Raw genomic sequence first — 24,141 nt, forward strand, 5'->3', positions numbered from 1 at the left:
AACGCTTTTTCCGTTTTGGTGTAGGAAAAATTAAGCTAAAGAAGCCGCTCAAGCAGTCGATGGCCTTCGTAGGAATCTTATCCATGGAGTTTTGTTATGTCGTTTTCCGTCGGCTTTCCAAATGCAGCTGCCGTCACCATCGGCGGCCAGTCCGCGGCCACGCTCAAGGCCTTGAGCCAAGCGAGCGCTGAGGCAGCCGATGAGACCCTTGGTCAAACGCAGGCGCCAGGCCAGGTTCGTACGAGCATGAGCCCTGCGTCCGAAGGCAAGACCGAAAAGAGCGGGAGCACCCAGAGCATTGCCGTGCAGGTGTTGCTCAAACGCATGCAAGAGCTGCAACAGCAGCTCAGAGAACAGCAACAGCAGTTGTCTGCTGCGCAGAAGCAGGTCTATCCGACACCCGAAGCCAAAACCACTGCGGTCATGGCGATACAAGGTCAGATTGCCGACACCAGCGGTGCATTGCTGGAAGTCACTGGCCATCTGATCACAGAGCTGGCCAAGGGCTCCGGTTCGGGTGCCCTGGTCAACACGACCGTCTGATCCCCAGCCTTGCGGTGAAATCCGCACGTTGACAAAACCCGGAAGCTTTACCATAGTTCCCTTCACGCAAACGTTTGCGCAGCCTTCGTTGATGCTTGGCGACGGCCTGTGGAACGACTTCCCGTGCAACGATTTTGCTCAAAATAATCATAAAATCGGAGTGAACCCATGAAGTTGCCATTCGCTGGACGCCTTCTCGCCGTCGCCATGCTCGCGGCCGCATCCGCTGCGCTGCCTTTCTCTTCGGCATTTGCCCAGACCCCGGAAAAACCCAAGGTTGCCCTGGTCATGAAATCCCTGGCCAACGAGTTCTTCCTGACCATGGAAGATGGCGCCAAGGCCTATCAGAAGGAACACTCCGCCGATTTCGACCTGATCTCCAACGGGATCAAGGATGAAACCGACACCGCCAACCAGATCCGCATTGTCGAGCAGATGATCGTGTCCAAGGTCGATGCCCTCATCATCGCACCAGCCGACTCCAAGGCCATGGTGCCGGTGATCAAGAAAGCCGTCGACGCCGGCATCACCGTGATCAACATCGACAACCAGCTCGATCCGGACGTGGTCAAAAGCAAAAACATCACTGTGCCGTTCGTAGGCCCGGACAACCGCAAGGGCGCGCGCCTGGTGGGTGAGTACCTGGCCAAGCAGCTCAAGGCTGGTGATGAGGTCGGCATCATTGAAGGCGTGTCCACCACCACCAATGCCCAGGCACGCACCGCCGGCTTCAAGGATGCAATGGAAGCGGCGCAGATCAAGGTCGTTTCCCTGCAATCGGGCGACTGGGAAATCAACAAGGGCAATCAGGTTGCCGCCTCGATGCTCAGCGAATACCCGAACATCAAGGCACTGCTGGCCGGTAACGACAGCATGGCGGTCGGCGCGGTATCGGCCATCCGCGCTGCGGGCAAGGCGGGCAAGGTAAAAGTGGTCGGTTATGACAACATCAACGCCATCAAGCCCATGCTCAAGGACGGTCGCGTCCTGGCGACTGCCGACCAGTTCGCCGCCAAACAGGCTGTTTTCGGCATCGAGACGGCCCTGAAGATCCTCAAGGGCGAAGCCGTCGACAGCGGCACTAACGGCGTTATCGAAACTCCGGTCGAGCTGGTGACCCAGTAGTTATCCTGGCGACACAACGACGCTCGCCCTTGTTGGCGAGCGTATTGGAGAGTTTTTTATGTCCGTTCGCGACCCGAACGCTGTCCTTTCGGTCAGCGGCATCGGCAAGACCTATGCCCAACCGGTACTGAGCGACATCGACCTGACGTTGATGCGCGGCGAAGTGCTGGCGCTGACCGGCGAAAATGGCGCCGGCAAGAGCACCCTGTCCAAGATCATCGGCGGGCTGGTGACGCCGACCACCGGGCAGATGCAATTCCAGGGGCAGGATTATCGTCCCGGCAGTCGTACCCAGGCTGAAGAGCTGGGCGTGCGCATGGTCATGCAGGAGCTCAACCTGCTGCCGACACTTTCCGTGGCCGAAAACCTGTTCCTCCACAACCTGCCCAGTCGTGGCGGCTGGATCAGTCGCAAGCAACTGCGCAAAGCGGCGGTCGAGGCCATGGCCCAGGTGGGGCTCGATGCAATCGACCCTGACACACTGGTCAGTGAGTTGGGCATCGGTCACCAACAGATGGTCGAAATCGCCCGCAACCTGATCGGCGATTGCCATGTGCTGATTCTCGACGAGCCGACTGCGATGCTGACCGCTCGTGAGGTGGAGATGCTCTTCGAGCAGATCACTCGTCTGCAGGCGCGGGGCGTGTCGATCATTTATATTTCCCATCGCCTCGAAGAACTGGCTCGGGTGGCTCAGCGCATTGCGGTACTGCGCGACGGCAACCTGGTCTGCGTCGAGCCGATGGCCAACTACAACAGCGAGCAGTTGGTGACGCTGATGGTCGGGCGGGAGCTGGGCGAGCACATCGACCTGGGCCCGCGCCAGATCGGCGCGCCGGCGTTGACCGTCAACGGCTTGAGCCGTTCGGACAAGGTCCGCGATGTGTCCTTCGAGGTGCGCAGCGGCGAGATATTCGGTATTTCCGGGTTGATCGGGGCAGGGCGCACCGAGCTGCTGCGGTTGATCTTCGGCGCCGATGCGGCCGACAGCGGCACGGTGGCGCTGGGTTCGCCGGCCAATGTCGTCAGCATTCGCTCGCCGTCCGATGCGGTGGCCCACGGCATCGCGCTGATCACCGAGGACCGCAAGGGCGAAGGCCTGCTACTGACTCAATCCATCGCCGCCAACATTGCCCTGGGCAACATGCCGGAAATCTCCAGCGGCGGCTTCGTCAATGGCAGCGAAGAGTTCGCGTTGGCGCAGCGACAGATCGATGCCATGCGAATCCGCAGCTCCAGTCCGACACAGTTGGTGTCCGAACTGTCGGGCGGCAATCAACAGAAGGTGGTGATCGGCCGCTGGCTGGAACGCGATTGCTCGGTATTGCTGTTCGACGAGCCGACCCGAGGCATCGACGTCGGCGCCAAATTCGACATCTATGCGCTGCTCGGTGAGCTGACGCGCCAGGGCAAGGCGTTGGTTGTGGTGTCCAGCGACCTGCGGGAATTGATGCTGATCTGTGACCGGATCGGCGTGCTGTCCGCCGGCCGCCTGATTGACACCTTCGAGCGCGACAGCTGGACCCAGGATGACTTGCTTGCCGCCGCATTCGCCGGCTATCAGAAACGTGATGCGTTGCTCAACGAAGCAGCGCCTAGGGACTTCTCATGAAAACCGTATCGGCCGTCGGCAAACCGAGTGGCAACTTCTATGGCCTGGGCACCTACCTGGGACTGGCCGGGGCCTTGTTGGCGATGATCGGGTTGTTCTCGGTCCTGAGCAGCCATTTTCTTTCGTATGACACCTTCAGCACCCTGGCCAACCAGATTCCAGACCTCATGGTGCTGGCGGTCGGCATGACCTTCATCCTGATCATCGGCGGTATCGATCTGTCGGTCGGGTCGGTGCTGGCCCTGGCCGCATCGACGGTGAGCGTGGCGGTGCTGGGCTGGGGCTGGAGCGTCGGGCCGGCGGCGTTGCTGGGCATGGCCGTGGCGGCCCTGGCCGGCACCGTTACCGGTTCGATTACCGTGGCGTGGCGGATCCCGTCGTTCATCGTTTCCCTCGGCGTGCTGGAAATGGCCCGAGGCCTGGCGTATCAGATGACCGGCTCGCGGACGGCCTACATCGGGGATTCCTTCGCCTGGCTGTCCAATCCGATCGCCTTCGGTATTTCACCGTCATTCATCATTGCCTTGCTGGTGATCTTCATCGCCCAGGCTGTGCTGACCCGCACCGTGTTTGGCCGTTATCTGATCGGTATCGGCACCAATGAAGAAGCCGTGCGATTGGCGGGTATCAATCCAAAACCTTACAAGATTCTGGTGTTCAGCCTGATGGGGTTGTTGGCCGGTCTGGCCGCGCTGTTCCAGATTTCCCGTCTGGAAGCGGCCGACCCGAACGCCGGTTCGGGGCTCGAGCTGCAGGTCATCGCTGCTGTGGTCATCGGCGGCACGAGCCTGATGGGCGGGCGCGGTTCGGTCATCAGCACCTTCTTTGGCGTGCTGATCATCTCCGTGCTGGCCGCGGGCCTGGCGCAGATTGGCGCCACCGAACCGACCAAGCGCATCATTACCGGCGCGGTGATTGTGGTTGCGGTGGTGCTCGACACTTACCGCAGTCAGCGCGCCAGTCGGCGGGCCTGAACCATGGCGACGATCAAGGATGTGGCGGCGCTCGCGGGAATTTCCTACACGACCGTCTCCCACGTAGTGAACAAGACGCGACCGGTCAGCGAAGAGGTGCGGCGCAAGGTCGAGGCCGCCATCGAGCAGCTCGACTACGTGCCCAGCGCGGTGGCCCGCTCGCTCAAGGCCAAGACCACTGCAACCATTGGCTTGCTGGTGCCCAACAGCCTCAATCCCTACTTTGCCGAACTGGCCCGGGGGATCGAGGATTACTGTGAGCGCAACGGCTACTGCGTGATCCTGTGCAACTCCGACGACAACCCGGACAAGCAGCGCAGTTATCTGCGGGTGCTGCTGGAAAAACGCATCGACGGTCTGATCGTCGCTTCCGCCGGCGGCGATGCCGGTCTCGCCCAGGGGCTGACCAGCGTGCGTACGCCCATGGTCATCGTCGACCGTGGGCTCGACGGTGTCGACGCGGACCTGGTGCGCATCGATCATGAGCACGGCGCCTACCTCGCCACCCAGCACCTGCTGGAGCTTGGCCACCGTGATATCGCCTTTATCGGTGGCCCGGCGGACACCAGCGTGGCGCAGATGCGTCTGGCCGGTTACTGCCGCGCCCTGAAAGAAGCCGGGGTCGAGCTGCCCGTCGAACGCATGCTCGAAAGCGATTTCACCAGCACCGGTGGTTATCAGGCGGCGGCCAGGCTGCTCGAACAACGGCCGCCCAGTGCGATTTTTGCGGCCAACGACATGATCGGAATCGGTGTGCTGCGCGCCGCCGCCGAGCGCAACGTGCGCGTGCCCAGTGAACTGTCGGTCATTGGTTTCGATGACATTCAGATGAGCCGTTATGTCTATCCGGCGCTGACCACGGTGGGGCAGTCGATCCTGCAGCTCGGTGAGATGGCCGCTGAAGTGCTGTTGCGGCGGATCGCAACGCCGGGGCTGGCCACCGATCAGCGCATCGTGACACCCAGCATTGTCTTGCGAGAGTCGACTGCACCGCTGTCAGGTACATTCGCCCAATACCGCTGAACCGAATTGATGAGTGAAGACGTATGCCAGCAAAAGTAGTGGTAGTAGGCAGCCTGAACATGGACCTGGTGACCCGTGCACCGCGTCTGCCCAGGGGCGGTGAAACGCTGATTGGTGAATCGTTCTGCACCATCCCGGGCGGGAAGGGCGCCAATCAGGCTGTGGCCGCGGCGCGCCTGGGAGCGAAGGTGTCCATGGTCGGTTGCGTGGGCAGTGATGCCTATGGCCAGCAATTGCGCGGGGCGCTGCTGGCCGAGGGCATCGATTGCCAGTCGGTCAGTGTCGTGGCCGGCTCCAGTGGAGTTGCGCTGATCGTTGTCGACGACAACAGCCAGAATGCGATCGTGATCGTCGCCGGGGCCAACGGCGTGCTTACCCCTGATGTCCTGGACCGGTTCGATGAGGTGCTGCGCGGCGCCGACGTCATTATCTGCCAGCTCGAGGTGCCGGACGCGACCGTCGGGCATGCACTCAAGCGCGGCCGGGAACTGGGCAAGACCGTCATCTTGAACCCGGCGCCGGCCTCCCGACCCTTGCCGGCCGACTGGTACGCCTGTATCGACTATCTGATTCCCAATGAGAGCGAAGCTGCCGTGCTGAGCGGGCTGGCGGTGGACTCTCTGGAAACCGCCGAAGCGGCCGCGACGCAATTGCTTGCCGCCGGTGCCGGCAAGGTGATCGTGACCCTGGGCGCCCAGGGTCTGATGTTCGCCAACGGCGCGAGTTTCCAGCACTTCCCGGCGCCGTTGGTCAAGGCGGTGGACACCACGGCGGCCGGAGACACTTTTGTCGGCGGCTTCGCCGCAGCCTTGGCTGACGGCAAAAGCGAGGTCGAGGCGATTCGTTTTGGTCAGGTCGCCGCCGCGTTGTCGGTCACCCGTGCGGGGGCGCAGCCCTCCATTCCCACCTTGCTGGAAGTACAGGCTTTCAAATCATGAAAAAGACGCCGTTGTTGAATATCGCGCTGTCGCGACTGATCGCTTCCCTTGGCCATGGCGACAAGGTGGTCATCGGTGATGCGGGTTTGCCGGTGCCTCCACAGGTCGAGTTGATCGACCTGGCCCTGACCCACGGCATCCCGGATTTTGTCAGCACCCTGAAAGTGCTGCTCAGCGAAATGCAGGTGGAAAGCCACGTACTCGCTGAAGAGATTTTCGATAAACAACCTGCGGCCCTGGCGACATTGGAGGCACTGCATGCCGATGGCGCGCTGGGGGCGCGGGAGCTGGTCAGCCATGAACAATTCAAGGCGGTCAGCAAGCAAGCTCGGGCGATTATTCGCACGGGAGAATGCTCCCCGTATTGCAACATCGTGTTGATTGCCGGAGTAACGTTCTAACCTTCTCAACCCTGCACAAGGAATGCGCCATGCACCGCTATGCTCAGAAAATGCGTCAACTGTTCCGGAGTCTGCTGCTTTTGTCGCTGATCACTGCTACGAGCGCCCAGGCGGCGGAAAAAATCGACCTGATCATCGACACTGATCCGGGGGCCGACGATGTGGTTGCCCTGTTGTTTGCCCTGGCTTCCCCCGAAGAGCTGAATATCCGCGCGTTGACCACCGTCGCTGGCAACGTGCGTCTGGACAAGACATCGCGCAACGCTCGCCTGGCCCGGGAATGGGCGGGGCGCGAAGACGTGCCGGTGTATGCCGGCGCGCCGAAGCCGATGATGCGCACGCCCATCTACGCGGAAAACATCCATGGCAAGGAAGGCCTGTCGGGTGTCGAGGTGTATGAGCCGAAGAAGGGTCTGGCCAAGGGCAACGCCGTCAACTACCTGATCGACACCCTCAAGGCTGCCAAGCCCCATAGCATCACCATTGCCATGCTTGGCCCGCAGACCAACCTGGCCCTGGCATTGATACAGGAGCCCGAAATTGTCCAGGGCATCAAGGAAGTGGTGATCATGGGCGGTGCGCACTTCAATGGCGGCAACATCACCCCGGTGGCCGAGTTCAACCTGTACGCTGACCCACAGGCCGCAGAAGTGGTGCTCAAGAGCGGTGTGAAGCTCACTTACCTGCCGCTGGATGTGACCCACAAGATCCTCACCAGCGAAGCACGCCTGAAGCAGATCGCTGCCGTGGACAACAAGGCCAGCAAGATCGTCGGCGACATTCTCAACGAATACGTCAAAGGTGATATGGAGCACTACGGCATGACGGGTGGGCCGGTGCACGATGCCACGGTGGTTGCCTACCTGCTCAAGCCAGAGTTGTTTACCGGGCGTTCGGTCAACGTCGTGGTGGACAGCCGTGAAGGGCCGACCTTTGGCCAGACCATCGTTGACTGGTACGACGGCCTGAAGGCACCCAAAAATGCCTACTGGGTGCAGGATGGCGACGCTCAGGGCTTTTTTGACCTGCTGACCGAGCGCTTGGCGCGTCTGAAGTAATCGGTCTTGCCGAACACTCGCAGGTCAAGGCCTGCGGGTGTGTTTCAATCCACTGCTTCAATGCTGCTGGGGTATCGTTCGAACGCTTGCTGGATAAAGTTCAGGGCCGCCTTCGTTCCCAGCTCCTTGACCAACAGTTCTATACCGATGATTGCCAGTTCTTCGGGGCTGCCAGGGCTGTAGGAGCTGTGGCCCTCCGACCATTTGGCATTGATGGTGGCTTCGATGCTGACGGTGCTCATGGTCGGGCTCGCGAGTTGGGAGGTCTGTAGGGTGAGTTAACCATTTTTGCCTGGGGTTTTGCACTGCGACTTAGGCATCAGGGAAGGGCTGTGCGACACTTGCTTTTTGACTTTCTGAAGAGGCCCCCGCCGTGCAGATCGATTTGAACGCTCCTGACGGGTTGACCCTCGACGCGGTTCGTCAGTTGCTGGCTTCGGCCAGTGATGACGAGCACACCCAACTGCGCGTGACCAAGGCGGGTATCGCCTATTTGTCTTCGGGCGTGGTGGGCGGTGTGGACATCGACGGGCTATCGTTTCGGCTGGAAACGTGGGCAAAAGGTTCAGGCTACGTCGGGCTGGTCGCCGCCAGTGACGAGGTCTGGGTCATGCAGATCTACAATGCGTTGAAGGACAACTGGCCCAATCCGCCCTTTGACTACATCGACGTTTACTGAACACCATTCATATTCAGTCACGATTCACCCCTGAAGCGGGATGTCGGCTCAGGCAAACTGCCTGTTTTCCTGATGAGGGCACCATGATAGCCCTTGGGTTGAAACCAAGCTTCGTTTGGGCTGTCGCACGCTCTCTGTTTAATCATCAACAAAAGGAGGCTTCATGCCTTGGAAGCTCGCGTCATTGGGTACTTTGCTGGCCGTCGCGCTCTTGAGCGGTTGCAGCAGCACCTCTGAATCGACCCCTGATCCGGTAGCAACAGAAACTGGCTACAGCCGCTGCGAAGCAACAGCTGCCGAGTTCGCCATCGGCAAGAAGGCCTCGCCGCAACTGCTGGAACAAGCCCGCACCCGCGCCGGTGCGCAGTATGCGCGGATCCTCAAGCCCAACGACATGGTGACGCTTGAGTACCGCTCGGATCGCCTGAATCTCAACACTGACGCCAATCTGATCATCAATCGGGTGAACTGCGGCTGATTGATTTTTCAATCGCCCATAAAAAACCCCGTCACATGGACGGGGTTTTTTGTGCTCGCCGAGTAATTACTCTGGGCGAACCTGTGCAGCTTGCATACCCTTTTGGCCTTTCTCAGCCACGAAGGAAACGGTCTGGCCTTCTTTCAGGCTTTTGAAACCGTCGCTTTCGATAGCTTTGAAGTGTACGAACAGGTCGTCACCGCCACCTGTAGGAGTGATGAAGCCGAAGCCTTTTTCATCGTTGAACCATTTAACGGTGCCGGTTTGGCGATTAGACATGGTGTATCTCCAAGAAACATATATTTTCAGTGTACTGTGCTGCTCAGGCCAACTGGGCACACCGGGGTATCATAGTCGAAATGTTCGATTTGGGAGCCCCCCGCACGCGCTGTTTGCCAATCAGTCGTGTTTTCTTTACTGCCTTATCCGGCTGAAAGGCCCGGTTTTAAAGGCTTTCAGCCGAACGTAAAGACGATAAAAAAAGCTGTAAAACCTGAATAAATCGGTCAAAAAGGCCCGAAATCAGCGTTTTTTATCGATGCACGGCTCCGTGCAAAGACCTGTTTTCTTACTTTTTGGCCTTGTTATTGGCCTTGCATTTTGCAATCTGCCCCAGTGCTTTTTGCTGCAGCTGAGGGGTCGCCTTATTGTCCATCAAGGCTTGAATGTCGGCTGCCGGGTAGGACTTGATCGCATCGGCGCCACAGGCGCAATGGGATTTGGCCGCTGCCGCGCCGATCTGTGGCGTGGCTGCCTCGGTGCACTGGGCCATGTATTTTTCACGTTCCCCCTTGGGCCATTCGGCGTGGGCGGTCAGCGGGAGCAGCAGGGCGAGGGGGGCGACTACTGCAAATAATGTGTTCAGACGCATGCGAAGATGCTCCTTTCGGGTCGATGTCTTGTTATCTGAGGCGTAGCGGGCGGTACAGTTCAGCACTCTGGCATAAAAACCGTGGATTTACGTCCGCTTCAATCCGGGCGCGGCGATGACCGTTCATCTGTGCTAGCATGCCGGGCTCGGGTATTTTCAGGCTCCGGAGGACAACAGGTCCCGGCTGCGGCAAATGTTCGATTAACCCTGATTTGAATCCCAGTCACTCTGGTTCGGTTTTCCCGGTTGGCCGCAAGGCTCCTGCCGCTGTAAGGCAGGCGTTCGTCATTGAATGGCCTGGACTGGATCTTGTACTGGCTCATCCCAACCCACGTGACCTTTGGTAGGGGTCACCACTAGGAGAGGAGGCGCCATGCCAACTATTACTCTTCCCGACGGCAGTCAACGTTCATTCGATCACCCGGTTTCCGTAGCCGAGGTCGCAGCATCCATCGGCGCGGGCCTGGCCAAGGCCACCCTGGCTGGCAAGGTCAACGGCAAACTGGTCGATGCCTGCGATGTCATCGACAGCGACGCCACGCTGCAAATCATCACGCCAAAGGATGAAGAGGGGCTGGAGATCATTCGCCACTCTTGCGCGCACCTGGTGGGCCATGCGGTCAAGCAGCTGTACCCGAGCGCGAAGATGGTCATCGGGCCTGTCATCGACGAAGGCTTCTATTACGACATCGCCTTTGAGCGTCCTTTCACGCCGGAAGACATGGCGGCCATCGAACAGCGCATGCAGCAGCTGATCGAGAAAGATTACGACGTCATCAAGAAAGTGACCCCGCGTGCCGAAGTCATCGAAGTGTTCAAGGCGCGTGGCGAGGATTACAAGCTGCGTCTGGTGGAAGACATGCCGGACGAGCAGGCCATGGGCCTGTACTACCACGAAGAATACGTCGACATGTGCCGTGGCCCGCATGTGCCGAACACCCGCTTCCTGAAGTCTTTCAAGCTGACCAAGCTGTCCGGCGCCTATTGGCGTGGCGATGCGAAGAACGAGCAGTTGCAGCGCGTCTACGGCACTGCCTGGGCCGACAAGAAGCAACTGGCGGCTTACATCCAGCGTATCGAGGAAGCCGAGAAGCGTGACCATCGCAAGATCGGCAAGCGTCTGGGCCTGTTCCACACCCAGGAAGAATCCCCGGGCATGGTGTTTTGGCATCCGAACGGTTGGACCCTGTACCAGGTGCTCGAGCAGTACATGCGCCAGGTCCAGCGTGAAAACGGCTACCTGGAGATCAAGACGCCGCAAGTGGTTGACCGTAGCCTGTGGGAGAAATCCGGGCACTGGGCCAACTACGCCGACAACATGTTCACTACCCAGTCGGAAAACCGCGACTACGCCATCAAGCCGATGAACTGCCCTTGCCACGTGCAGGTGTTCAACCAAGGCCTGAAAAGCTACCGCGAGTTGCCGATGCGCCTGGCCGAGTTCGGTGCCTGCCACCGTAACGAGCCATCGGGTGCGCTGCACGGCATCATGCGCGTGCGTGCCTTCACCCAGGACGATGCGCATATCTTCTGCACCGAAGAGCAGATGCAGGCCGAATCCGCTGCCTTCATCAAGCTGACCATGGACGTCTACCGGGACTTCGGCTTTACCGAAGTCGAGATGAAGCTGTCCACTCGTCCGGAAAAACGCGTTGGTTCCGATGAGTTGTGGGATCGCGCCGAAGCAGCCCTGGCCGCTGCCCTCGATAGCGCGGGCCTTGCGTACGATCTGCAACCGGGCGAAGGGGCTTTCTACGGGCCGAAGATCGAGTTCTCGCTCAAAGATTGCCTTGGTCGCGTGTGGCAGTGTGGTACCCTGCAGCTCGATTTTAACCTGCCGATCCGTCTGGGCGCCGAATACGTGTCCGAAGACAACAGCCGCAAGCACCCGGTCATGCTTCACCGCGCGATCCTCGGTTCGTTCGAGCGTTTCGTCGGGATTCTGATCGAACACTACGAGGGCGCGTTCCCCGCGTGGTTGGCGCCGACCCAGGCAGTGATCATGAATATCACTGATAAACAGGCAGATTTTGCCGCCGAGGTCGAAAAAACTCTCAACCAAAGCGGATTTCGTGCCAAGTCCGACTTGAGAAATGAAAAGATCGGCTTTAAAATCCGCGAGCATACTTTGCTCAAGGTTCCCTTTCTCTTGGTTATTGGAGATCGGGAGGTCGAGATGCAGACTGTCGCTGTGCGTACTCGTGAAGGTGCTGACCTGGGCTCGATGCCCGTCGCCGAATTCGCTGAGTTCCTCGCGCAAGCGGTTTCCCGGCGTGGTCGCCCAGATTTGGAGTAATTATTATTAAGCGTGAAATGAGACAAGATAAACGAGCTGCACCGAAAGCCCCGATCAACGAGAATATCTCGGCACGCGAGGTTCGGTTAATTGGCGCTGACGGCGAGCAGATTGGCATCGTCTCGATTGATGAAGCGCTTCGTATTGCTGAAGAAGCCAAGCTTGATCTGGTAGAAATTTCCGCAGACGCAGTCCCGCCGGTTTGCCGGGTGATGGACTACGGCAAGTCGATCTTCGAAAAGAAGAAGCAGATTGCCGCGGCGAAGAAAAACCAGAAGCAGATTCAGGTAAAAGAAATCAAGTTTCGTCCAGGGACGGAGGAAGGGGATTACCAGGTAAAACTGCGCAACCTGGTACGTTTCCTGAGTGACGGGGACAGGGCCAAGGTATCCTTGCGATTCCGCGGCCGTGAGATGGCCCACCAGGAGCTGGGGATGGAACTCCTCAAGCGGGTTGAACAAGACCTGCTCGAGTACGGTTCGGTCGAACAGCATCCTAAGATGGAAGGACGCCAGCTGATCATGGTCATCGCCCCGAAAAAGAAGAAGTAATCAACAGGGCACGGCAGGCCTTGCGATTATGTTTATCAACTGAATGCGGAGTATCCGAACATGCCAAAGATGAAAACTAAAAGTGGTGCTGCTAAGCGGTTTCTGAAAACTGCTAACGGTATCAAGCACAAGCACGCTTTCAAGAGCCACATCCTGACCAAAATGTCGACCAAGCGTAAGCGTCAACTGCGCGGTAGCAGCTTGCTGCATCCGTCTGACGTGGCAAAAGTCGAGCGCATGCTGCGCCTTCGTTAATTTTTGGATCAAGAATAGAGGAAGTAACTCATGGCTCGTGTAAAGCGTGGCGTCATTGCCCGTAAGCGTCACAAAAAAATTCTGAAACTTGCTAAAGGCTACTACGGCGCGCGTTCCCGCGTATTCCGTGTTGCCAAGCAAGCGGTAATCAAGGCAGGCCAATACGCCTACCGTGACCGTCGTCAGAAAAAACGTCAGTTCCGCGCTCTGTGGATCGCTCGTATCAACGCTGGTGCTCGTGTTAACGGTCTGTCCTACAGCCGTTTCATTGCCGGCCTGAAAAAAGCGTCCATCGAGATCGACCGTAAGGTTCTGGCTGATCTGGCAGTGAACGAAAAAGCGGCGTTTGCTGCGATTGTCGAGAAAGCTAAAGCCACCTTGGCTTAAGTACCCCCGACAGTCACCCGGCCTCACCTCTGTGGGGCCAGGTGTTAAACGTCATAAATAGGGGAAGAGCCTTCAAGCTCTTCCCCTATTTTGTATCTGGAGTCTGTACATGGAAAACCTGGACGCGCTGGTCTCTCAAGCACTAGAGGCTGTGCAAAGCGCTGAAGATATCAATGCCCTGGAGCAAATCCGGGTTCACTACCTTGGCAAGAAGGGCGAGTTGACTCAGGTGATGAAGACCCTGGGGAACCTGCCGGCCGAAGAGCGTCCGCAGGTCGGTGCGCTGATCAACGTTGCCAAGGAGCGTGTTACAGAAGTCCTTAATGCGCGCAAGGCCTTGTTCGAGGAAGCGGATCTGGCTGCCAAGCTCGCCGCCGAATCCATCGACGTGACCCTGCCTGGCCGCGGCCAGACTTCCGGTGGTCTGCATCCGGTTACCCGGACCCTGGAACGTATCGAGCAGTTCTTCACCCACATCGGCTACGGCATTGCCGAAGGCCCTGAGGTCGAAGACGACTATCACAACTTCGAGGCGCTCAACATCCCAGGCCATCACCCGGCCCGGTCGATGCATGACACCTTCTATTTCAACGCGAACATGCTGTTGCGCACCCATACCTCGCCGGTACAGGTCCGCACCATGGAATCGCAGCAGCCGCCGATCCGCATCGTCTGCCCAGGCCGTGTGTACCGTAGCGACTCCGATATCACCCACTCGCCGATGTTCCATCAGGTCGAAGGCCTGCTGGTGGATCGCGACATCAATTTCGCCGACCTGAAAGGGACTATCGAAGAGTTCCTGCGGGTGTTCTTCGAGAAAGAACTGGCGGTGCGTTTCCGTCCTTCGTACTTCCCGTTCACCGAGCCATCCGCTGAAGTCGATATGGAATGCGTGATGTGCAGCGGTAAAGGCTGCCGCGTCTGCAAGCAGACCGGCTGGCTGGAGGTCATGGGCTGCGGCATGGTTCACCCGAACGTGCTGCGTATGTCCGGGATCGATCCGGAAGAGTTCTCGGGTTTTGCTTTCGGCATGGGCGTCGAGCGTCTGGCCATGCTGCGTTACGGTGTAAATGACTTGCGCCTGTTCTTCGACAACGACTTGCGGTTCCTTGCGCAATTTCGCTAAGCCGCAGACCCGTAACGAATCTAATAGGAGAGCAGGATGAAATTCAGTGAACAATGGCTGCGCGGCTGGGTAAGCCCGCAGGTAAGCCGGGACGAGCTGGTTGCTCGTCTGTCGATGGCCGGTCTTGAGGTCGATAGCGTGACGCCGGCCGCCGGTGAATTCAGTGGTGTGGTGGTGGGCGAGGTGCTGAGCACCGAGCAGCACCCGGACGCCGACAAGCTGCGGGTGTGCCAGGTCAGCAATGGCGCGGAAACCTTCCAGGTGGTCTGCGGCGCGCCAAATGTGCGCCCGGGCCTGAAGATCCCGTTCGCCATGATCGGTGCCGAACTGCCGGGCGACTTCAAGATCAAGAAAGCCAAGCTGCGTGGCGTCGAGTCCAACGGCATGTTGTGCTCCCAGGCTGAACTGCAGATTGGCGAAGGCAACGATGGCCTGATGGAGCTTCCGGCTGACGCACCAGTCGGCCAGGACATCCGTGAGTACCTGAGCCTGGACGATGCGAGCATCGAGGTTGACCTGACCCCGAACCGTGGCGACTGCCTGTCCCTGGCCGGTCTGGCTCGTGAAGTAGGCGCGTTGTATGCCGCCCCAGTGGCACGTCCAGCGGTCGCGACCGTTGCCGCGGTGCATGATGAAGTGCGCTCGGTTGAAGTGCTGGCGCCGGCGGCATGCCCACGTTACCTGGGGCGCGTTATCCGGAATGTCGACCTGTCCAAGCCGACCCCGCTGTGGATGGTCGAGCGCCTGCGTCGCGCCGACGTGCGCAGCATCGACGCTGCCGTCGACATCACCAACTACGTGATGCTGGAGCTGGGTCAGCCGCTGCACGCGTTCGACCTTGCCGAAATCAACGGCGGCATCCGCGTGCGCATGGCTGAGGAAGGCGAGAAGCTGGTACTGCTCGATGGCCAGGAAGTGACCCTGCGCAGCGATACGCTGGTCATCGCCGACCACTCCCGTGCCCTGGCGATTGCCGGCGTGATGGGTGGTGAGCACAGCGGCGTCTCCGCGACGACCCGTGATGTGTTCCTTGAAAGTGCGTTCTTCGACCAGATTGCGGTGGCTGGCAAGGCCCGTTCCTATGGCCTGCACACCGATGCCTCGCACCGTTACGAGCGTGGCGTGGACTGGCAACTGGCCCGTGAAGCCATGGAGCGCGCCACTGGCCTGCTGCTGGAAATCACTGGCGGCGAAGCTGGCCCGATCATCGAAACCGTCAGCGAACAGCACCTGCCCAAAATCGCACCGGTCACCCTGCGTGCCCAGCGCATTACGCAGATGCTCGGCATGGAAATGGACCCGGCTGAAGTCGAACGCCTGCTCAGCGCCCTGGGCCTGAACATCAGCGCCGACGGGGCAGGGCAGTGGCGTGTCGAAGTGCCAAGCCATCGCTTCGATATCAGCCTGGAAGTCGACCTGATCGAAGAGCTGGCCCGTCTGTACGGCTACAACCGTTTACCGGTTCGCTACCCGCAGGCGCGCCTGGCCCCACAGGCCAAGGCCGAAGCCCGTAGCGACCTGCCCGAGCTGCGCCGTCTGTTGGTGGCTCGTGGGTATCAGGAAGCGATCACCTACAGCTTCATCGATCCGCGTCAGTTCGAGCTGTTCAATCCGGGTGTCGAGCCGCTGTTGCTGGCCAACCCGATTTCCAACGACATGGCCGCCATGCGCTCGTCCCTGTGGCCGGGCCTGGTCAAGTCGCTCCAGCACAACCTGAACCGCCAACAGGACCGCGTACGTCTGTTCGAAAGCGGTCTGCGTTTCGTTGGTCAGCTGGAAGGCTTGAAGCAAGAGCCAATGCTGGCCGGTGTCGTTTGCGGCAGTCGTTTGCCGGAAGGCTGGGCGCAAGGTCGCGATGTCGTCGACTTCTTCGACGTCAAGGCTGACGTGGAAGCGGTGTTGGGCTTTGCCGGTGCGCTTGATGCGTTCACCTTCGTGCCGGGCAAGCATCCGGCGCTGCATCCGGGGCAGACAGCACGCATTGAGCGTGACGGGCGTGAAGTCGGCTATGTCGGGGCGATTCACCCTGAACTGTCCAAGACCCTGGGTCTTGATCGTCCTGTGTTTGTTTTCGAGCTGGTTCTGGGCGAAGTGGCACTGGGGAAAATGCCGAAATTCCAGGAGTTATCGCGCTTTCCTGAAGTGCGGCGTGACCTTGCGCTGCTGGCCGATCGCGACGTTGCATCCAGCGCCGTACTGGATGTAATCCGTGAAAATGCAGGCGAATGGCTCACGGACCTCAGGCTATTTGACGTGTATCAGGGTAAAGGCATTGATCCGCATAGAAAAAGCCTTGCAGTCGGCTTGACCTGGCAGCATCCATCGCGCACTCTTAATGACGATGAGGTGAATACCGCAACGCAGAATATCCTCACCTCGCTCGAAAACAGGTTGAACGCCACGTTAAGGAAGTGACGTATGGGGGCTCTGACGAAAGCTGAGATGGCGGAACGTCTGTATGAGGAGCTGGGCCTGAATAAACGGGAGGCCAAAGAATTGGTCGAACTGTTTTTCGAAGAAATCAGGCACGCTCTGGAAGACAACGAACAGGTCAAATTGTCCGGTTTCGGCAATTTCGACCTGCGGGACAAACGCCAGCGGCCTGGCCGCAATCCGAAAACGGGTGAAGAAATCCCGATCACGGCTCGCCGTGTGGTCACCTTTCGTCCAGGGCAGAAGTTGAAGGCCCGAGTTGAGGCTTATGCTGGAACCAAGTCATAACGACGAGCTACCCGTCATCCCAGGCAAACGCTACTTCACCATTGGTGAAGTCAGCGAGCTGTGTGCGGTAAAACCGCATGTGCTGCGCTATTGGGAGCAGGAGTTTCCTCAACTCAACCCGGTCAAGCGCCGCGGTAACCGCCGGTACTATCAGCGACAAGACGTGCTGATGATCCGGCAGATCCGCGCGCTGCTGTACGACCAGGGGTTCACCATCGGCGGAGCGCGCTTGCGCCTCTCCGGTGATGAGGCCAAAGACGATACAACCCAGTACAAACAGATGATCCGCCAGATGATCGCCGAGCTTGAAGATGTGCTGGTGGTGCTCAAGAAATAAATTTCTGCTTTTAAATCTTCCAGTTTTCAAAAGCTTGCGATATATTCCTGAGCGTTCCGTTGAGAGACGGAACAAGATTCACGCCTAGTCGGGGCGTAGCGCAGTCCGGTAGCGCACTAGCATGGGGTGCTAGGGGTCGAGTGTTCGAATCACTCCGTCCCGACCATATAATTCAAGGGGTTGCGAGATTTTATCTCGCGACCATTTTTTATTTTTTGGGGTTTTTACCCCTACAAAACGACTGGCTCTCGGTGGAATCCTCACTGCAATCGTGGGATTTGATGCCAGCTTTGGCGCTCTAACACGGTGTTTAGGATCGACGTTATCTTCCTTTCCTGGGGTTTTGAGTGACTAAGGCTGTTCTCTCTTATTGAGAACCATAGCCAAGGGGGTCAAGAAGTAGCTCACTCATCAAACTGAACACTGTGGTTTTCACTGCACTGTTTAGATCTACCCAGGCAAGGCCAGTGGTTGCTCGGTAGCTCCCCAGTTCCGAGGGTTTGGAAATGACATTGGCGGGCAGCGCCCGCCCGGCATGGACGGGTAGTAACCCTACGCCGAGTCCGGCGGAAACCAGCGCGAGCATCGTGGTGAATTTGGACTTGTTCGATTTTTAGTTGAGATATTCGATAACGCTCGGGCGCTGCACTGAAGGTCGTTTGGCATTTCTGGCTGCAGAACCGGTAGTTTTGCCCCTCATATTCCGTGCTGAACTGGCTGTCGTTACTGACGGTCATGCCACATGCCGGGTCATGGGAGCCGGTGAGTTGGGGTTCAGACTTCAGTAATGGGCCGTGCTCTGAACGAAGCTCAGGGGTGGGCATGAGCTAACGCCTGTTCGCATCCTTGGTTGAGGCTGAGGTTTCGCCGTGATGACGGTGACCACCGTGGTGGTGCCCGAAAAAATGCATCAGCGGGCACAACAGCAAAATCATGTAAGGCAGTAAACCCAGCATATGGCCGTAGTGCTCTCTTGCCAGATAGAACAGCGCGATCACCAGCAGCATGCCCAGCGCTATGCCGGGTTTGCTCCTCCAAAATGTTGGAGAGGTGTTAGCGGAATGTGGTGAATTCATCATGGACCTGTACTCCTGAGGGAGGTGCTGTTAGTGATATGTCGTATAGGTCAACGGGCGGAGGTTTTACCCTTGGCATATTGGCAAAGGTAAAACCGACGTTGCATTGCCTATAGGCTTGTACGCGTCACTTGCTCATCGGCATCTTCATCATGCTCGATTGCTGATCCATCATTTTCATCATCATGTTCATCATTCCCATCTGCATGCCGTCTTTGTTGCCGGCCATGCCCATGCCATGACAGTTCTTATGCATCATGGCCATGCTGTCCTTCATCGTCTTCATGCTCTCCTGCATGGCGGCGTGTCGCTCGGCAGGGGTCTTGGCGGCGGCTGCCTTGTCGTGTGCCGCCTGCATTTTTTGCATTTGCTCGGTCATGACATTGTTTTTCATCGGCGTAGCTGCTTCGCTTGTCTGAGCGGGCGTGGTCGGCGTCTGCTCCGGGTGATGCTCATCGACTGCCGAGGCCATGAGTGGGCTGCTCACGAGCAGGGTGGCGAGGATAAATTTCAATGAGGCATGCATGGCAATCTCCAAAGGGTGAGGACAACTCAGGTAATACCAAGCCGCACCGGGTTGGCGCAGTCAGACAGTGCGCCGAAGATCGGCGCGCAGAAGGTCGGATTAATCGTTGAAACGGACGAAAATCAGGCGGGCAGGCGGTCTGGCCGGTACAGGGCGCCGTAATGCAAGAAAGGCAAAAGCAGAGGGGTTGGCGGGATACAAAATCAGCAACGCAGGGATCAGGAACAGAAACGTCCAACTGAACAGGTCAAATATTTGAAGAGGGAGCGAAGGACTTACAGCTATCGCCGCATCGGCGCAGTGCTGAAGGCAACCGAGGGCATGGGTGTCGTGGCTATCGTGATCTTGCGCGGTGTTCAGCGAGACATGAGTTGTAGCCGGATTGTGGCTGGGCTGTACCAGACATCCCTGGGTCGCTGCCAGACCAAACGCTAACACCCACAGCACGATGGCGAGGCGTATGAACGTTGGTTGACGATGGCGAAACCAGAACATGGAGAATCTCCGGTACTGATTAGCGGGTTTTGATTTTTCAACATACAGCACATCGAAGTGCCACGGTTGATCCACATCAATTTATGCGGCCGGGTGTCGGCTCTTGTGGTGTGGTCAAATTGTAAGGTCTACGTCGACCTTTCAAAGGTTTACCCCTCTTTGCCGTTCTTTACTAGCAGCTTGTGGGGCACCGCCCCCTTCATTGCCCTTTTTATTAATGGTGAGCTGAGTGCAAGCGGTCGCAGTGACTGAAGCTGCTTTTTGAATCAAATAATCTGAGCTGACGTCAACTGATGACTATCAGACGCTCGCGGGGTTGGTCATGAGCAAGCTAGATCGTCTGCCGATCATTGGGGATAAGCTCAAGTGGCAGGAGTGGAGCATGACGGTTGTAAAGGTCGAAGAGTGCCGGGTGAGGAGGGTGTTGTTGAGTAAAGAATAAATGTAGAAACGAAGGCCGCATTTGCGGCCTTGTTTTTTTAGGGTGTTACTCGTGTTAATGGCCGTGCTCAGCGCTTTCGGAGGTTGCGCCTTTCTCTCCACCACCGCATGCCGTCATCAGGCCAAGGAAGCAGATCAGGACCATCGAACGAATCAGCGTTGTTGGGGGTTTCATGGGAAGACTCTTCAAAAATGGATGAAATAAATGGGCTGTGGTAAGGCTGAGCGCTGCATTTTCGGCAGTAGAACAGCCATCGCCGCTTCGAGTTACTGTTTGACGCTCAAGTAATCGCCGGTCGTTTTCAGTGAGATGGTCACATCGTTGTTGCTGCGATTACGCCAAAACCAGCCGTGGGTGCCGTCAAAAATGGCGGTGAATTCACCTTTATCACCTTTGACCTGCTTGCCCTTGTTGTAGCTGTGGAAGTAACCCTTTTCACCGTTGTAGGGCTCGCCATGGGTGTCGTAGTTCACAGGCCCACCAGCCGCGGTCCATTCATAGCTAACAGTCATGTTCTTCAGCATTTCCAGTTTGATTTCTGTCCCTTCACCTGGCTTGAGCGTGACGGTCATTTGATTGGTCTTCAGAGCAGGGATAGGTGCCGCCACTGGTTGAGCAACAGGTTTCGCAATAGGTTGGACTTGCGCAACCTGCGGAGCTGGAGCTGGAGCTGCTGGTTGCGGTGGCGCGGCATCAGCCAAGGCTTCCTGGGCAAGGATGATCTTCAGTTCGCCCATTTGGGTCAGTCCCAAGGCTCGGCCCACACCCGTGGGATCAACGGCGTATTCCGCAGGCATGACCACGGTCACCAGCAGGCCAACCGCAGTCAGCAGTGCGATGACAGTCGAACGCAGCAGTTTTCGAGTGCTAAGCAATTCATTAACAGTTGGAAGCGGAGTATTGAACATGGTCAGAATTCCTTACGCGGAGACAAATAGGCCGGTGATCTGGTAACCCATCAGGAGGAAACCGGCACTCATCATGGCGACGTTGACGGTATAGGCGTGGCGCCAGAAACTGCCGGTGCGCCGCCAATACCCCATCAGAATGAGAATCGCGCTGAGGGCCAGCAATTGGCCGATCTCGACACCAACGTTGAAGGCGACCAGGTTCGGAATCAGGCCGTCAGGCGAGATTTCGTACTCCTGGATCTTGGTGGCCAAACCGAAACCATGGAGCAGACCGAAGATCAGCGTGGCCACCTTGGTGTTGGGTTGGAAACCGAACCAGCGCTGGAATGCGCCCAGATTATCGAGCGCCTTGTACATCACCGAAAAACCGATGATGGCGTCGATGATGTAAGAACTGATGCTGATCTCAGTCAGCACACCCAGCAGCAGCGTGACCGAGTGGCCTATGGCGAATAGCGTGACGTAGAGCCCAACATCTTTCAGGCGGTAGAGGAAGAAGATCACCCCGAACAGAAACAGCAAGTGGTCGTAGCCCGTCATCATGTGCTTGGCGCCCATGTAGATGAAGGGCAGCAACATGACGCCGGAGCTTTCCTGGATGAATCCCTTGTCACCTTCGGCGACGGCATGAGCCATCGCCTCGGGCATTGCGAGGAAAAGTGATGCGACAAATAAAAACAGCAGCAGTAGCAGGCGACGCGAAGGCGCAGTAAATGCGTCAACGCCGCTCATCGAGTGCGAATACATAGATCAATCCTACGTTGCAGGAATCAAAGGCCGCAGTGCGGCCATGGTCAGGATGCGAACGAAGGACGGGGTGGCCGCTCGATCAAGAAAATCGGCGGGCGGGGAACGGAATAGCGTGGTGCATCGACTTGCATAGAGAGCTTCGGTTGCGCGGCCAAACTCAACTCGGAAGTGAGCTGTGGCGTTTCGTGCTGATGGTCAGGGGTCAACGGGGAGTGATAGTGATCCGAGCAGCTCGCATACGACATCTCGGCTCGCTCTTCATGGGAGTGATAGGCGTCTTGCGCGATCTCCCAGGCAGGCGGTTTCGTCGTTACCGACAACGTATAGGTATGCCCAGCCCAGGCCACAAACATGGCGAGAACAAGTGCGAATACCACTGTCGTTGTCAGGGATCTGTTGAGCATAGTGTCCGGGGTTCTAACTCGTTTGTTGTGGCCGCAATACGTTTGACCATATCCCCCTAGGGGGGATAGGATGCCATCGTAATTCATTGAGGCCTGAGGCTCAAGTCATGAGTGAGCAAGAACACGAACATAGCCATCCCCACACCCACCAAAGTCACGAGGCGATCATCAAGCGCCTCAAACGGGCGGATGGCCATTTACGCGGCATCATCACCATGATTGAAGAAGGTCGTCAGTGCGTCGATATTGCTCAGCAGCTGCATGCAGTGGAAAAGGCGGTGTGCCAAGCCAAACGCACGCTCATCCAGGATCACATTGATCATTGCCTGGAGGACACCGTCTCGGCGTTGAACAATGGCGAGCGCGCACCACTGGAAGCGTTCAAGCAAATCACCAAGTATCTCTAGGTCTGAAATGCCCAACTTCGCTGAACTGCTGCAACAGGGCAGGGCACATGCCTGTCTTGTTAGCGATCAAGAGGTCTGGTGTTCTTTGGTTGCTACCAGCGGTTTTATGTCTGCTGGGCAGCACTCGTAGCGGCATCGTAACCAGGGCATTGGATTTGGAAGTCTATTCATCTCTGGTCTTAAGCGCTGCGTTCGTTGCGCCGCTGATCAGACTCTGGATTCTGTGTCAGGCGTTCACCTACACGTTTTGGCCTGTGCGGCAGTGGGGCTAAAGGTTCTATTCGGGCCATCTTGTCGCTCTGCAAGCTCTACGGTTTCTGGTCTGAGGTTTGGCAAATCTTTGAAACTAAAGCCCCCTCAACTTGGCCAGCGGCGATGCTGATCGTCGATCACATACGGGTGTTCGTGATCTGCACCATCTTGGCCGTCGAGGTGAGTATGATCATCCGGCAGGTTCTCATGGGTGTGTTTGATCGACTCTTGGTCATGAGCAGGACGCCAGATCACAATACTGACCACCAGTGCGCTACCTGCCACGACAGCGAGCCCAACAAACGACGCTGTGAGGCTGATGTTGGCACCCAACCATCCCGCCAATGGGTAGGTAATCAACCAGCAGGCGTGGGATAGAGCAAATTGGGCGGCAAACAGCGCCGGGCGATCTTCGGCATGTGCTGAGCGACGCAACAGCCGACCGCTTGGGGTCTGAGCCAAGGAATAGCCCACGCCCAGTAACATCCACAGCGGCAGCAGGAAGTTGTAGGTGCTCAGGTTGATGCCAACGGCCAAGCCTGCAACCAGTATTCCTCCTCCAAACAGCATGGCCGTTCGGTCTTTGATGTTTTTCAACAGGCGTGGCAAGACCAGGGCCGCGACCATGGAGCCACCACCAAACGCGGCCAGCGCCAATGCCGTAGAACTCTGAGGCAGAGCGAAGCGCGACTGCACCAGCACCACCGTATTGACGATGACCATGGCACTGGCAGCAGCTACTGTCAGATTAAGAGCCAGCAGCCCCCGTAGGCGAGGGGTGGCCAGGAATATGCGCATGCCACGGGTAGTTCGTTCGTAGATGCTGCGTTGTGGCGTCGGCTTCGCCTTTGGCAGCACCACTGTGGCGACCAGGGCCGCTGAAGCGAGGAAACCGATGACAGTGCCGGCGAACAGGTTATGGAAGCTGATAACGGTCAGCAACGCGGCGGCGAGCATAGGGCTGGCGACACTTTCAAGATCATAGGCGAGACGTGATAGCGACAAGGCGCGGGTGTAGTCGTCTTCATCCGGCAGGATGTCTGGAATGGTTGCCTGAAATGTCGGGGTGAACGCCGCCGAGGCTGACTGGAGAACAAAAATCAGCACGTAGATCTGCCAGACTTCCGTCACAAACGGCAGAGCGAGCGCGACCAGTGCTCGCACCAGATCCAGCGAGACCAGCATCGCTCGACGGGGTAGACGTTCAGCAAAAGCCGCCGCGATTGGTGCAACGCCAATGTAGGCCGTCATTTTGATCGCCAGCGCTGTGCCGAGAACAGCACCTGCTTGGGCGCCCGCAAGGTCGAACGCCAGCAGGCCCAGAGCGACAGTGGCGAGTCCAGTCCCTACGAGCGCGATTACTTGGGCGAGAAAGAGATGACGGTAGGTTCGGTTGGCTAGGATTTTCAGCATGGAAGATCTCAGGTGGCGAAGTGCATGACCAGGCGGTTACCTAACTTTTCACGAAGGGACGCAATCAGCTGGTTTCGCCTCTGTTCAATG

The 24,141-nt window shown here is 57.9% G+C and carries 28 protein-coding genes, 1 tRNA gene and 3 pseudogenes; 21 read left to right on the plus strand and 11 right to left on the minus strand.

The window, feature by feature from the left end; all coding sequences use genetic code 11:
• Positions 1-96: 96 nt before the first annotated feature.
• From MKS85_RS18430 to MKS85_RS18465, 8 genes are all read left to right on the plus strand, one after another.
• A complete protein-coding gene (locus tag MKS85_RS18430; RefSeq protein ID WP_047229319.1) occupies positions 97-543 on the plus strand; it encodes a hypothetical protein in 447 nt (148 codons plus the stop codon).
• Between the two features lie 168 nt (positions 544-711).
• The gene (locus tag MKS85_RS18435; protein WP_047229320.1) at positions 712-1,668 is read left to right on the plus strand and encodes a sugar ABC transporter substrate-binding protein; all 957 of its coding nucleotides are present in this window, start codon (positions 712-714) and stop codon (positions 1,666-1,668) included.
• A gap of 58 nt (positions 1,669-1,726) precedes the next feature.
• Positions 1,727-3,280 (plus strand): sugar ABC transporter ATP-binding protein, encoded by a 1,554-nt coding sequence (locus MKS85_RS18440; protein ID WP_139050683.1) that lies wholly within the window; start codon positions 1,727-1,729, stop codon positions 3,278-3,280.
• Positions 3,277-4,254 carry an ABC transporter permease gene (locus MKS85_RS18445; protein ID WP_310663091.1) on the plus strand — a complete coding sequence of 326 codons (978 nt, stop codon included), beginning with the start codon at positions 3,277-3,279 and terminating at the stop codon, positions 4,252-4,254. Before MKS85_RS18440 ends, MKS85_RS18445 begins: the two co-directional genes overlap by 4 nt.
• Before the next feature lie 3 nt (positions 4,255-4,257).
• Complete coding sequence (locus MKS85_RS18450) at positions 4,258-5,277, plus strand: LacI family DNA-binding transcriptional regulator (protein WP_047229323.1); 1,020 nt, start codon at positions 4,258-4,260, stop codon at positions 5,275-5,277.
• A 23-nt stretch (positions 5,278-5,300) separates the two neighbouring features.
• Entirely contained in the window at positions 5,301-6,215 is a 915-nt protein-coding gene (gene rbsK, locus MKS85_RS18455; protein WP_281459386.1) for a ribokinase, read from the plus strand.
• On the plus strand, positions 6,212-6,616 hold the full coding sequence (gene rbsD, locus MKS85_RS18460) for a D-ribose pyranase (RefSeq protein WP_281459385.1): 405 nt from the start codon (positions 6,212-6,214) through the stop codon (positions 6,614-6,616). The genes rbsK and rbsD overlap by 4 nt, the downstream gene beginning before the upstream one ends.
• Positions 6,617-6,645: 29 nt before the next feature.
• A complete protein-coding gene (locus MKS85_RS18465) occupies positions 6,646-7,674 on the plus strand; it encodes a nucleoside hydrolase (protein ID WP_076385524.1) in 1,029 nt (342 codons plus the stop codon).
• Positions 7,675-7,718: 44 nt separating this feature from the next.
• Here MKS85_RS18465 and MKS85_RS18470 read toward each other — a convergent pair whose 3' ends face one another.
• Positions 7,719-7,916 (minus strand): hypothetical protein, encoded by a 198-nt coding sequence (locus tag MKS85_RS18470; protein WP_047229327.1) that lies wholly within the window; start codon positions 7,914-7,916, stop codon positions 7,719-7,721.
• 131 nt (positions 7,917-8,047) lie between these two features.
• Between MKS85_RS18470 and MKS85_RS18475 the strand changes: the two genes are divergently transcribed.
• Both MKS85_RS18475 and MKS85_RS18480 read left to right on the plus strand, forming a co-directional pair.
• Positions 8,048-8,353 (plus strand): hypothetical protein, encoded by a 306-nt coding sequence (locus tag MKS85_RS18475; protein WP_139050680.1) that lies wholly within the window; start codon positions 8,048-8,050, stop codon positions 8,351-8,353.
• A gap of 163 nt (positions 8,354-8,516) precedes the next feature.
• Positions 8,517-8,831 carry an I78 family peptidase inhibitor gene (locus MKS85_RS18480; RefSeq protein WP_047229329.1) on the plus strand — a complete coding sequence of 105 codons (315 nt, stop codon included), beginning with the start codon at positions 8,517-8,519 and terminating at the stop codon, positions 8,829-8,831.
• A 66-nt stretch (positions 8,832-8,897) separates the two neighbouring features.
• Here MKS85_RS18480 and MKS85_RS18485 read toward each other — a convergent pair whose 3' ends face one another.
• Positions 8,898-9,110, minus strand: a complete 213-nt coding sequence (locus tag MKS85_RS18485) for a cold-shock protein (protein WP_047229330.1) — start codon at positions 9,108-9,110, stop codon at positions 8,898-8,900.
• A gap of 289 nt (positions 9,111-9,399) precedes the next feature.
• Positions 9,400-9,702, minus strand: a complete 303-nt coding sequence (locus tag MKS85_RS18490) for a hypothetical protein (RefSeq protein WP_139050679.1) — start codon at positions 9,700-9,702, stop codon at positions 9,400-9,402.
• A gap of 373 nt (positions 9,703-10,075) precedes the next feature.
• Here MKS85_RS18490 and thrS point away from each other — a divergent pair, with 373 nt between their 5' ends.
• The 9 genes from thrS (at position 10,076) to MKS85_RS18535 (ending at position 17,541) form a co-directional block, all read left to right on the plus strand.
• A complete protein-coding gene (thrS, locus tag MKS85_RS18495) occupies positions 10,076-11,998 on the plus strand; it encodes a threonine--tRNA ligase (RefSeq protein WP_310663092.1) in 1,923 nt (640 codons plus the stop codon).
• Positions 11,998-12,549 carry a translation initiation factor IF-3 gene (gene infC, locus MKS85_RS18500; RefSeq protein WP_169432615.1) on the plus strand — a complete coding sequence of 184 codons (552 nt, stop codon included), beginning with the start codon at positions 11,998-12,000 and terminating at the stop codon, positions 12,547-12,549. Before thrS ends, infC begins: the two co-directional genes overlap by 1 nt.
• A 60-nt stretch (positions 12,550-12,609) precedes the next feature.
• Complete coding sequence (gene rpmI, locus MKS85_RS18505) at positions 12,610-12,804, plus strand: 50S ribosomal protein L35 (RefSeq protein WP_002553160.1); 195 nt, start codon at positions 12,610-12,612, stop codon at positions 12,802-12,804.
• Between the two features lie 30 nt (positions 12,805-12,834).
• A complete protein-coding gene (gene rplT, locus MKS85_RS18510; RefSeq protein ID WP_002553161.1) occupies positions 12,835-13,191 on the plus strand; it encodes a 50S ribosomal protein L20 in 357 nt (118 codons plus the stop codon).
• Between the two features lie 109 nt (positions 13,192-13,300).
• Positions 13,301-14,317: a phenylalanine--tRNA ligase subunit alpha gene (gene pheS / locus MKS85_RS18515; protein WP_047229332.1), complete on the plus strand. Its 1,017-nt coding sequence runs from the start codon at positions 13,301-13,303 to the stop codon at positions 14,315-14,317.
• A gap of 36 nt (positions 14,318-14,353) precedes the next feature.
• Positions 14,354-16,732 (plus strand): phenylalanine--tRNA ligase subunit beta, encoded by a 2,379-nt coding sequence (gene pheT / locus MKS85_RS18520; protein ID WP_139050678.1) that lies wholly within the window; start codon positions 14,354-14,356, stop codon positions 16,730-16,732.
• 3 nt (positions 16,733-16,735) lie between these two features.
• Positions 16,736-17,038 carry an integration host factor subunit alpha gene (gene ihfA, locus MKS85_RS18525; RefSeq protein ID WP_002553164.1) on the plus strand — a complete coding sequence of 101 codons (303 nt, stop codon included), beginning with the start codon at positions 16,736-16,738 and terminating at the stop codon, positions 17,036-17,038.
• The gene (locus MKS85_RS18530) at positions 17,019-17,375 is read left to right on the plus strand and encodes a MerR family transcriptional regulator (protein WP_003179985.1); all 357 of its coding nucleotides are present in this window, start codon (positions 17,019-17,021) and stop codon (positions 17,373-17,375) included. Before ihfA ends, MKS85_RS18530 begins: the two co-directional genes overlap by 20 nt.
• A gap of 89 nt (positions 17,376-17,464) precedes the next feature.
• A tRNA-Pro gene (locus MKS85_RS18535) sits at positions 17,465-17,541 on the plus strand.
• A 201-nt stretch (positions 17,542-17,742) separates the two neighbouring features.
• Here MKS85_RS18535 and MKS85_RS18540 read toward each other — a convergent pair.
• The 5 genes and pseudogenes from MKS85_RS18540 to MKS85_RS18560 form a co-directional block, all read right to left on the minus strand.
• Positions 17,743-17,985: pseudogene (locus MKS85_RS18540) on the minus strand (LysR family transcriptional regulator); the annotation flags it as partial.
• Between the two features lie 31 nt (positions 17,986-18,016).
• Positions 18,017-18,199: pseudogene (locus MKS85_RS18545) on the minus strand (YHS domain-containing protein); the annotation flags it as partial.
• Positions 18,200-18,202: 3 nt separating this feature from the next.
• Positions 18,203-18,454: a DUF2933 domain-containing protein gene (locus MKS85_RS18550; RefSeq protein WP_310663093.1), complete on the minus strand. Its 252-nt coding sequence runs from the start codon at positions 18,452-18,454 to the stop codon at positions 18,203-18,205.
• 124 nt (positions 18,455-18,578) lie between these two features.
• On the minus strand, positions 18,579-18,977 hold the full coding sequence (locus MKS85_RS18555) for a hypothetical protein (RefSeq protein ID WP_310663094.1): 399 nt from the start codon (positions 18,975-18,977) through the stop codon (positions 18,579-18,581).
• 99 nt (positions 18,978-19,076) lie between these two features.
• Positions 19,077-19,472, minus strand: coding sequence for a hypothetical protein (locus MKS85_RS18560; protein WP_310663095.1), 396 nt, complete (start codon positions 19,470-19,472; stop codon positions 19,077-19,079).
• A gap of 286 nt (positions 19,473-19,758) precedes the next feature.
• Between MKS85_RS18560 and MKS85_RS18565 the strand changes: the two are divergent.
• Positions 19,759-19,914 (plus strand): annotated as a pseudogene (locus MKS85_RS18565) (transporter associated domain-containing protein); the annotation flags it as partial.
• Positions 19,915-20,180: 266 nt separating this feature from the next.
• Here the strand turns inward: MKS85_RS18565 and MKS85_RS18570 are convergent.
• Both MKS85_RS18570 and MKS85_RS18575 read right to left on the minus strand, forming a co-directional pair.
• Complete coding sequence (locus MKS85_RS18570; RefSeq protein WP_310663096.1) at positions 20,181-20,822, minus strand: transmembrane anchor protein; 642 nt, start codon at positions 20,820-20,822, stop codon at positions 20,181-20,183.
• Between the two features lie 12 nt (positions 20,823-20,834).
• Complete coding sequence (locus MKS85_RS18575) at positions 20,835-21,572, minus strand: HupE/UreJ family protein (protein WP_310663097.1); 738 nt, start codon at positions 21,570-21,572, stop codon at positions 20,835-20,837.
• A 514-nt stretch (positions 21,573-22,086) separates the two neighbouring features.
• Here MKS85_RS18575 and MKS85_RS18580 point away from each other — a divergent pair.
• Positions 22,087-22,386, plus strand: a complete 300-nt coding sequence (locus tag MKS85_RS18580) for a metal-sensing transcriptional repressor (RefSeq protein WP_048377475.1) — start codon at positions 22,087-22,089, stop codon at positions 22,384-22,386.
• A 357-nt stretch (positions 22,387-22,743) separates the two neighbouring features.
• Here MKS85_RS18580 and MKS85_RS18585 read toward each other — a convergent pair whose 3' ends face one another.
• On the minus strand, positions 22,744-24,051 hold the full coding sequence (locus tag MKS85_RS18585) for an MFS transporter (RefSeq protein WP_310663098.1): 1,308 nt from the start codon (positions 24,049-24,051) through the stop codon (positions 22,744-22,746).
• Positions 24,052-24,141 lie beyond the last annotated feature (90 nt).

This window comes from Pseudomonas sp. JL2 (assembly GCF_031570495.1).
Classification (GTDB): domain Bacteria; phylum Pseudomonadota; class Gammaproteobacteria; order Pseudomonadales; family Pseudomonadaceae; genus Aquipseudomonas; species Aquipseudomonas rhizophila.

Coding starts and splice junctions, on each gene's coding strand:
- rplT (WP_002553161.1), top strand. CDS start 12,835: ATGGCTCGTGTAAAGCGTGGCGTCATTGCCCGTAAGCGTCACAAAAAA.
- MKS85_RS18465 (WP_076385524.1), top strand. CDS start 6,646: ATGCACCGCTATGCTCAGAAAATGCGTCAACTGTTCCGGAGTCTGCTG.
- MKS85_RS18430 (WP_047229319.1), top strand. CDS start 97: ATGTCGTTTTCCGTCGGCTTTCCAAATGCAGCTGCCGTCACCATCGGC.
- MKS85_RS18450 (WP_047229323.1), top strand. CDS start 4,258: ATGGCGACGATCAAGGATGTGGCGGCGCTCGCGGGAATTTCCTACACG.
- pheS (WP_047229332.1), top strand. CDS start 13,301: ATGGAAAACCTGGACGCGCTGGTCTCTCAAGCACTAGAGGCTGTGCAA.
- thrS (WP_310663092.1), top strand. CDS start 10,076: ATGCCAACTATTACTCTTCCCGACGGCAGTCAACGTTCATTCGATCAC.
- MKS85_RS18480 (WP_047229329.1), top strand. CDS start 8,517: ATGCCTTGGAAGCTCGCGTCATTGGGTACTTTGCTGGCCGTCGCGCTC.
- ihfA (WP_002553164.1), top strand. CDS start 16,736: ATGGGGGCTCTGACGAAAGCTGAGATGGCGGAACGTCTGTATGAGGAG.
- MKS85_RS18570 (WP_310663096.1), bottom strand. CDS start 20,822: ATGTTCAATACTCCGCTTCCAACTGTTAATGAATTGCTTAGCACTCGA.
- MKS85_RS18440 (WP_139050683.1), top strand. CDS start 1,727: ATGTCCGTTCGCGACCCGAACGCTGTCCTTTCGGTCAGCGGCATCGGC.
- MKS85_RS18555 (WP_310663094.1), bottom strand. CDS start 18,977: ATGCATGCCTCATTGAAATTTATCCTCGCCACCCTGCTCGTGAGCAGC.
- MKS85_RS18485 (WP_047229330.1), bottom strand. CDS start 9,110: ATGTCTAATCGCCAAACCGGCACCGTTAAATGGTTCAACGATGAAAAA.
- MKS85_RS18470 (WP_047229327.1), bottom strand. CDS start 7,916: ATGAGCACCGTCAGCATCGAAGCCACCATCAATGCCAAATGGTCGGAG.
- MKS85_RS18550 (WP_310663093.1), bottom strand. CDS start 18,454: ATGATGAATTCACCACATTCCGCTAACACCTCTCCAACATTTTGGAGG.
- MKS85_RS18435 (WP_047229320.1), top strand. CDS start 712: ATGAAGTTGCCATTCGCTGGACGCCTTCTCGCCGTCGCCATGCTCGCG.
- MKS85_RS18585 (WP_310663098.1), bottom strand. CDS start 24,051: ATGCTGAAAATCCTAGCCAACCGAACCTACCGTCATCTCTTTCTCGCC.
- pheT (WP_139050678.1), top strand. CDS start 14,354: ATGAAATTCAGTGAACAATGGCTGCGCGGCTGGGTAAGCCCGCAGGTA.
- MKS85_RS18575 (WP_310663097.1), bottom strand. CDS start 21,572: ATGTATTCGCACTCGATGAGCGGCGTTGACGCATTTACTGCGCCTTCG.
- rbsD (WP_281459385.1), top strand. CDS start 6,212: ATGAAAAAGACGCCGTTGTTGAATATCGCGCTGTCGCGACTGATCGCT.
- MKS85_RS18490 (WP_139050679.1), bottom strand. CDS start 9,702: ATGCGTCTGAACACATTATTTGCAGTAGTCGCCCCCCTCGCCCTGCTG.
- MKS85_RS18580 (WP_048377475.1), top strand. CDS start 22,087: ATGAGTGAGCAAGAACACGAACATAGCCATCCCCACACCCACCAAAGT.
- rpmI (WP_002553160.1), top strand. CDS start 12,610: ATGCCAAAGATGAAAACTAAAAGTGGTGCTGCTAAGCGGTTTCTGAAA.
- MKS85_RS18560 (WP_310663095.1), bottom strand. CDS start 19,472: ATGTTCTGGTTTCGCCATCGTCAACCAACGTTCATACGCCTCGCCATC.
- MKS85_RS18445 (WP_310663091.1), top strand. CDS start 3,277: ATGAAAACCGTATCGGCCGTCGGCAAACCGAGTGGCAACTTCTATGGC.
- MKS85_RS18530 (WP_003179985.1), top strand. CDS start 17,019: ATGCTGGAACCAAGTCATAACGACGAGCTACCCGTCATCCCAGGCAAA.
- rbsK (WP_281459386.1), top strand. CDS start 5,301: ATGCCAGCAAAAGTAGTGGTAGTAGGCAGCCTGAACATGGACCTGGTG.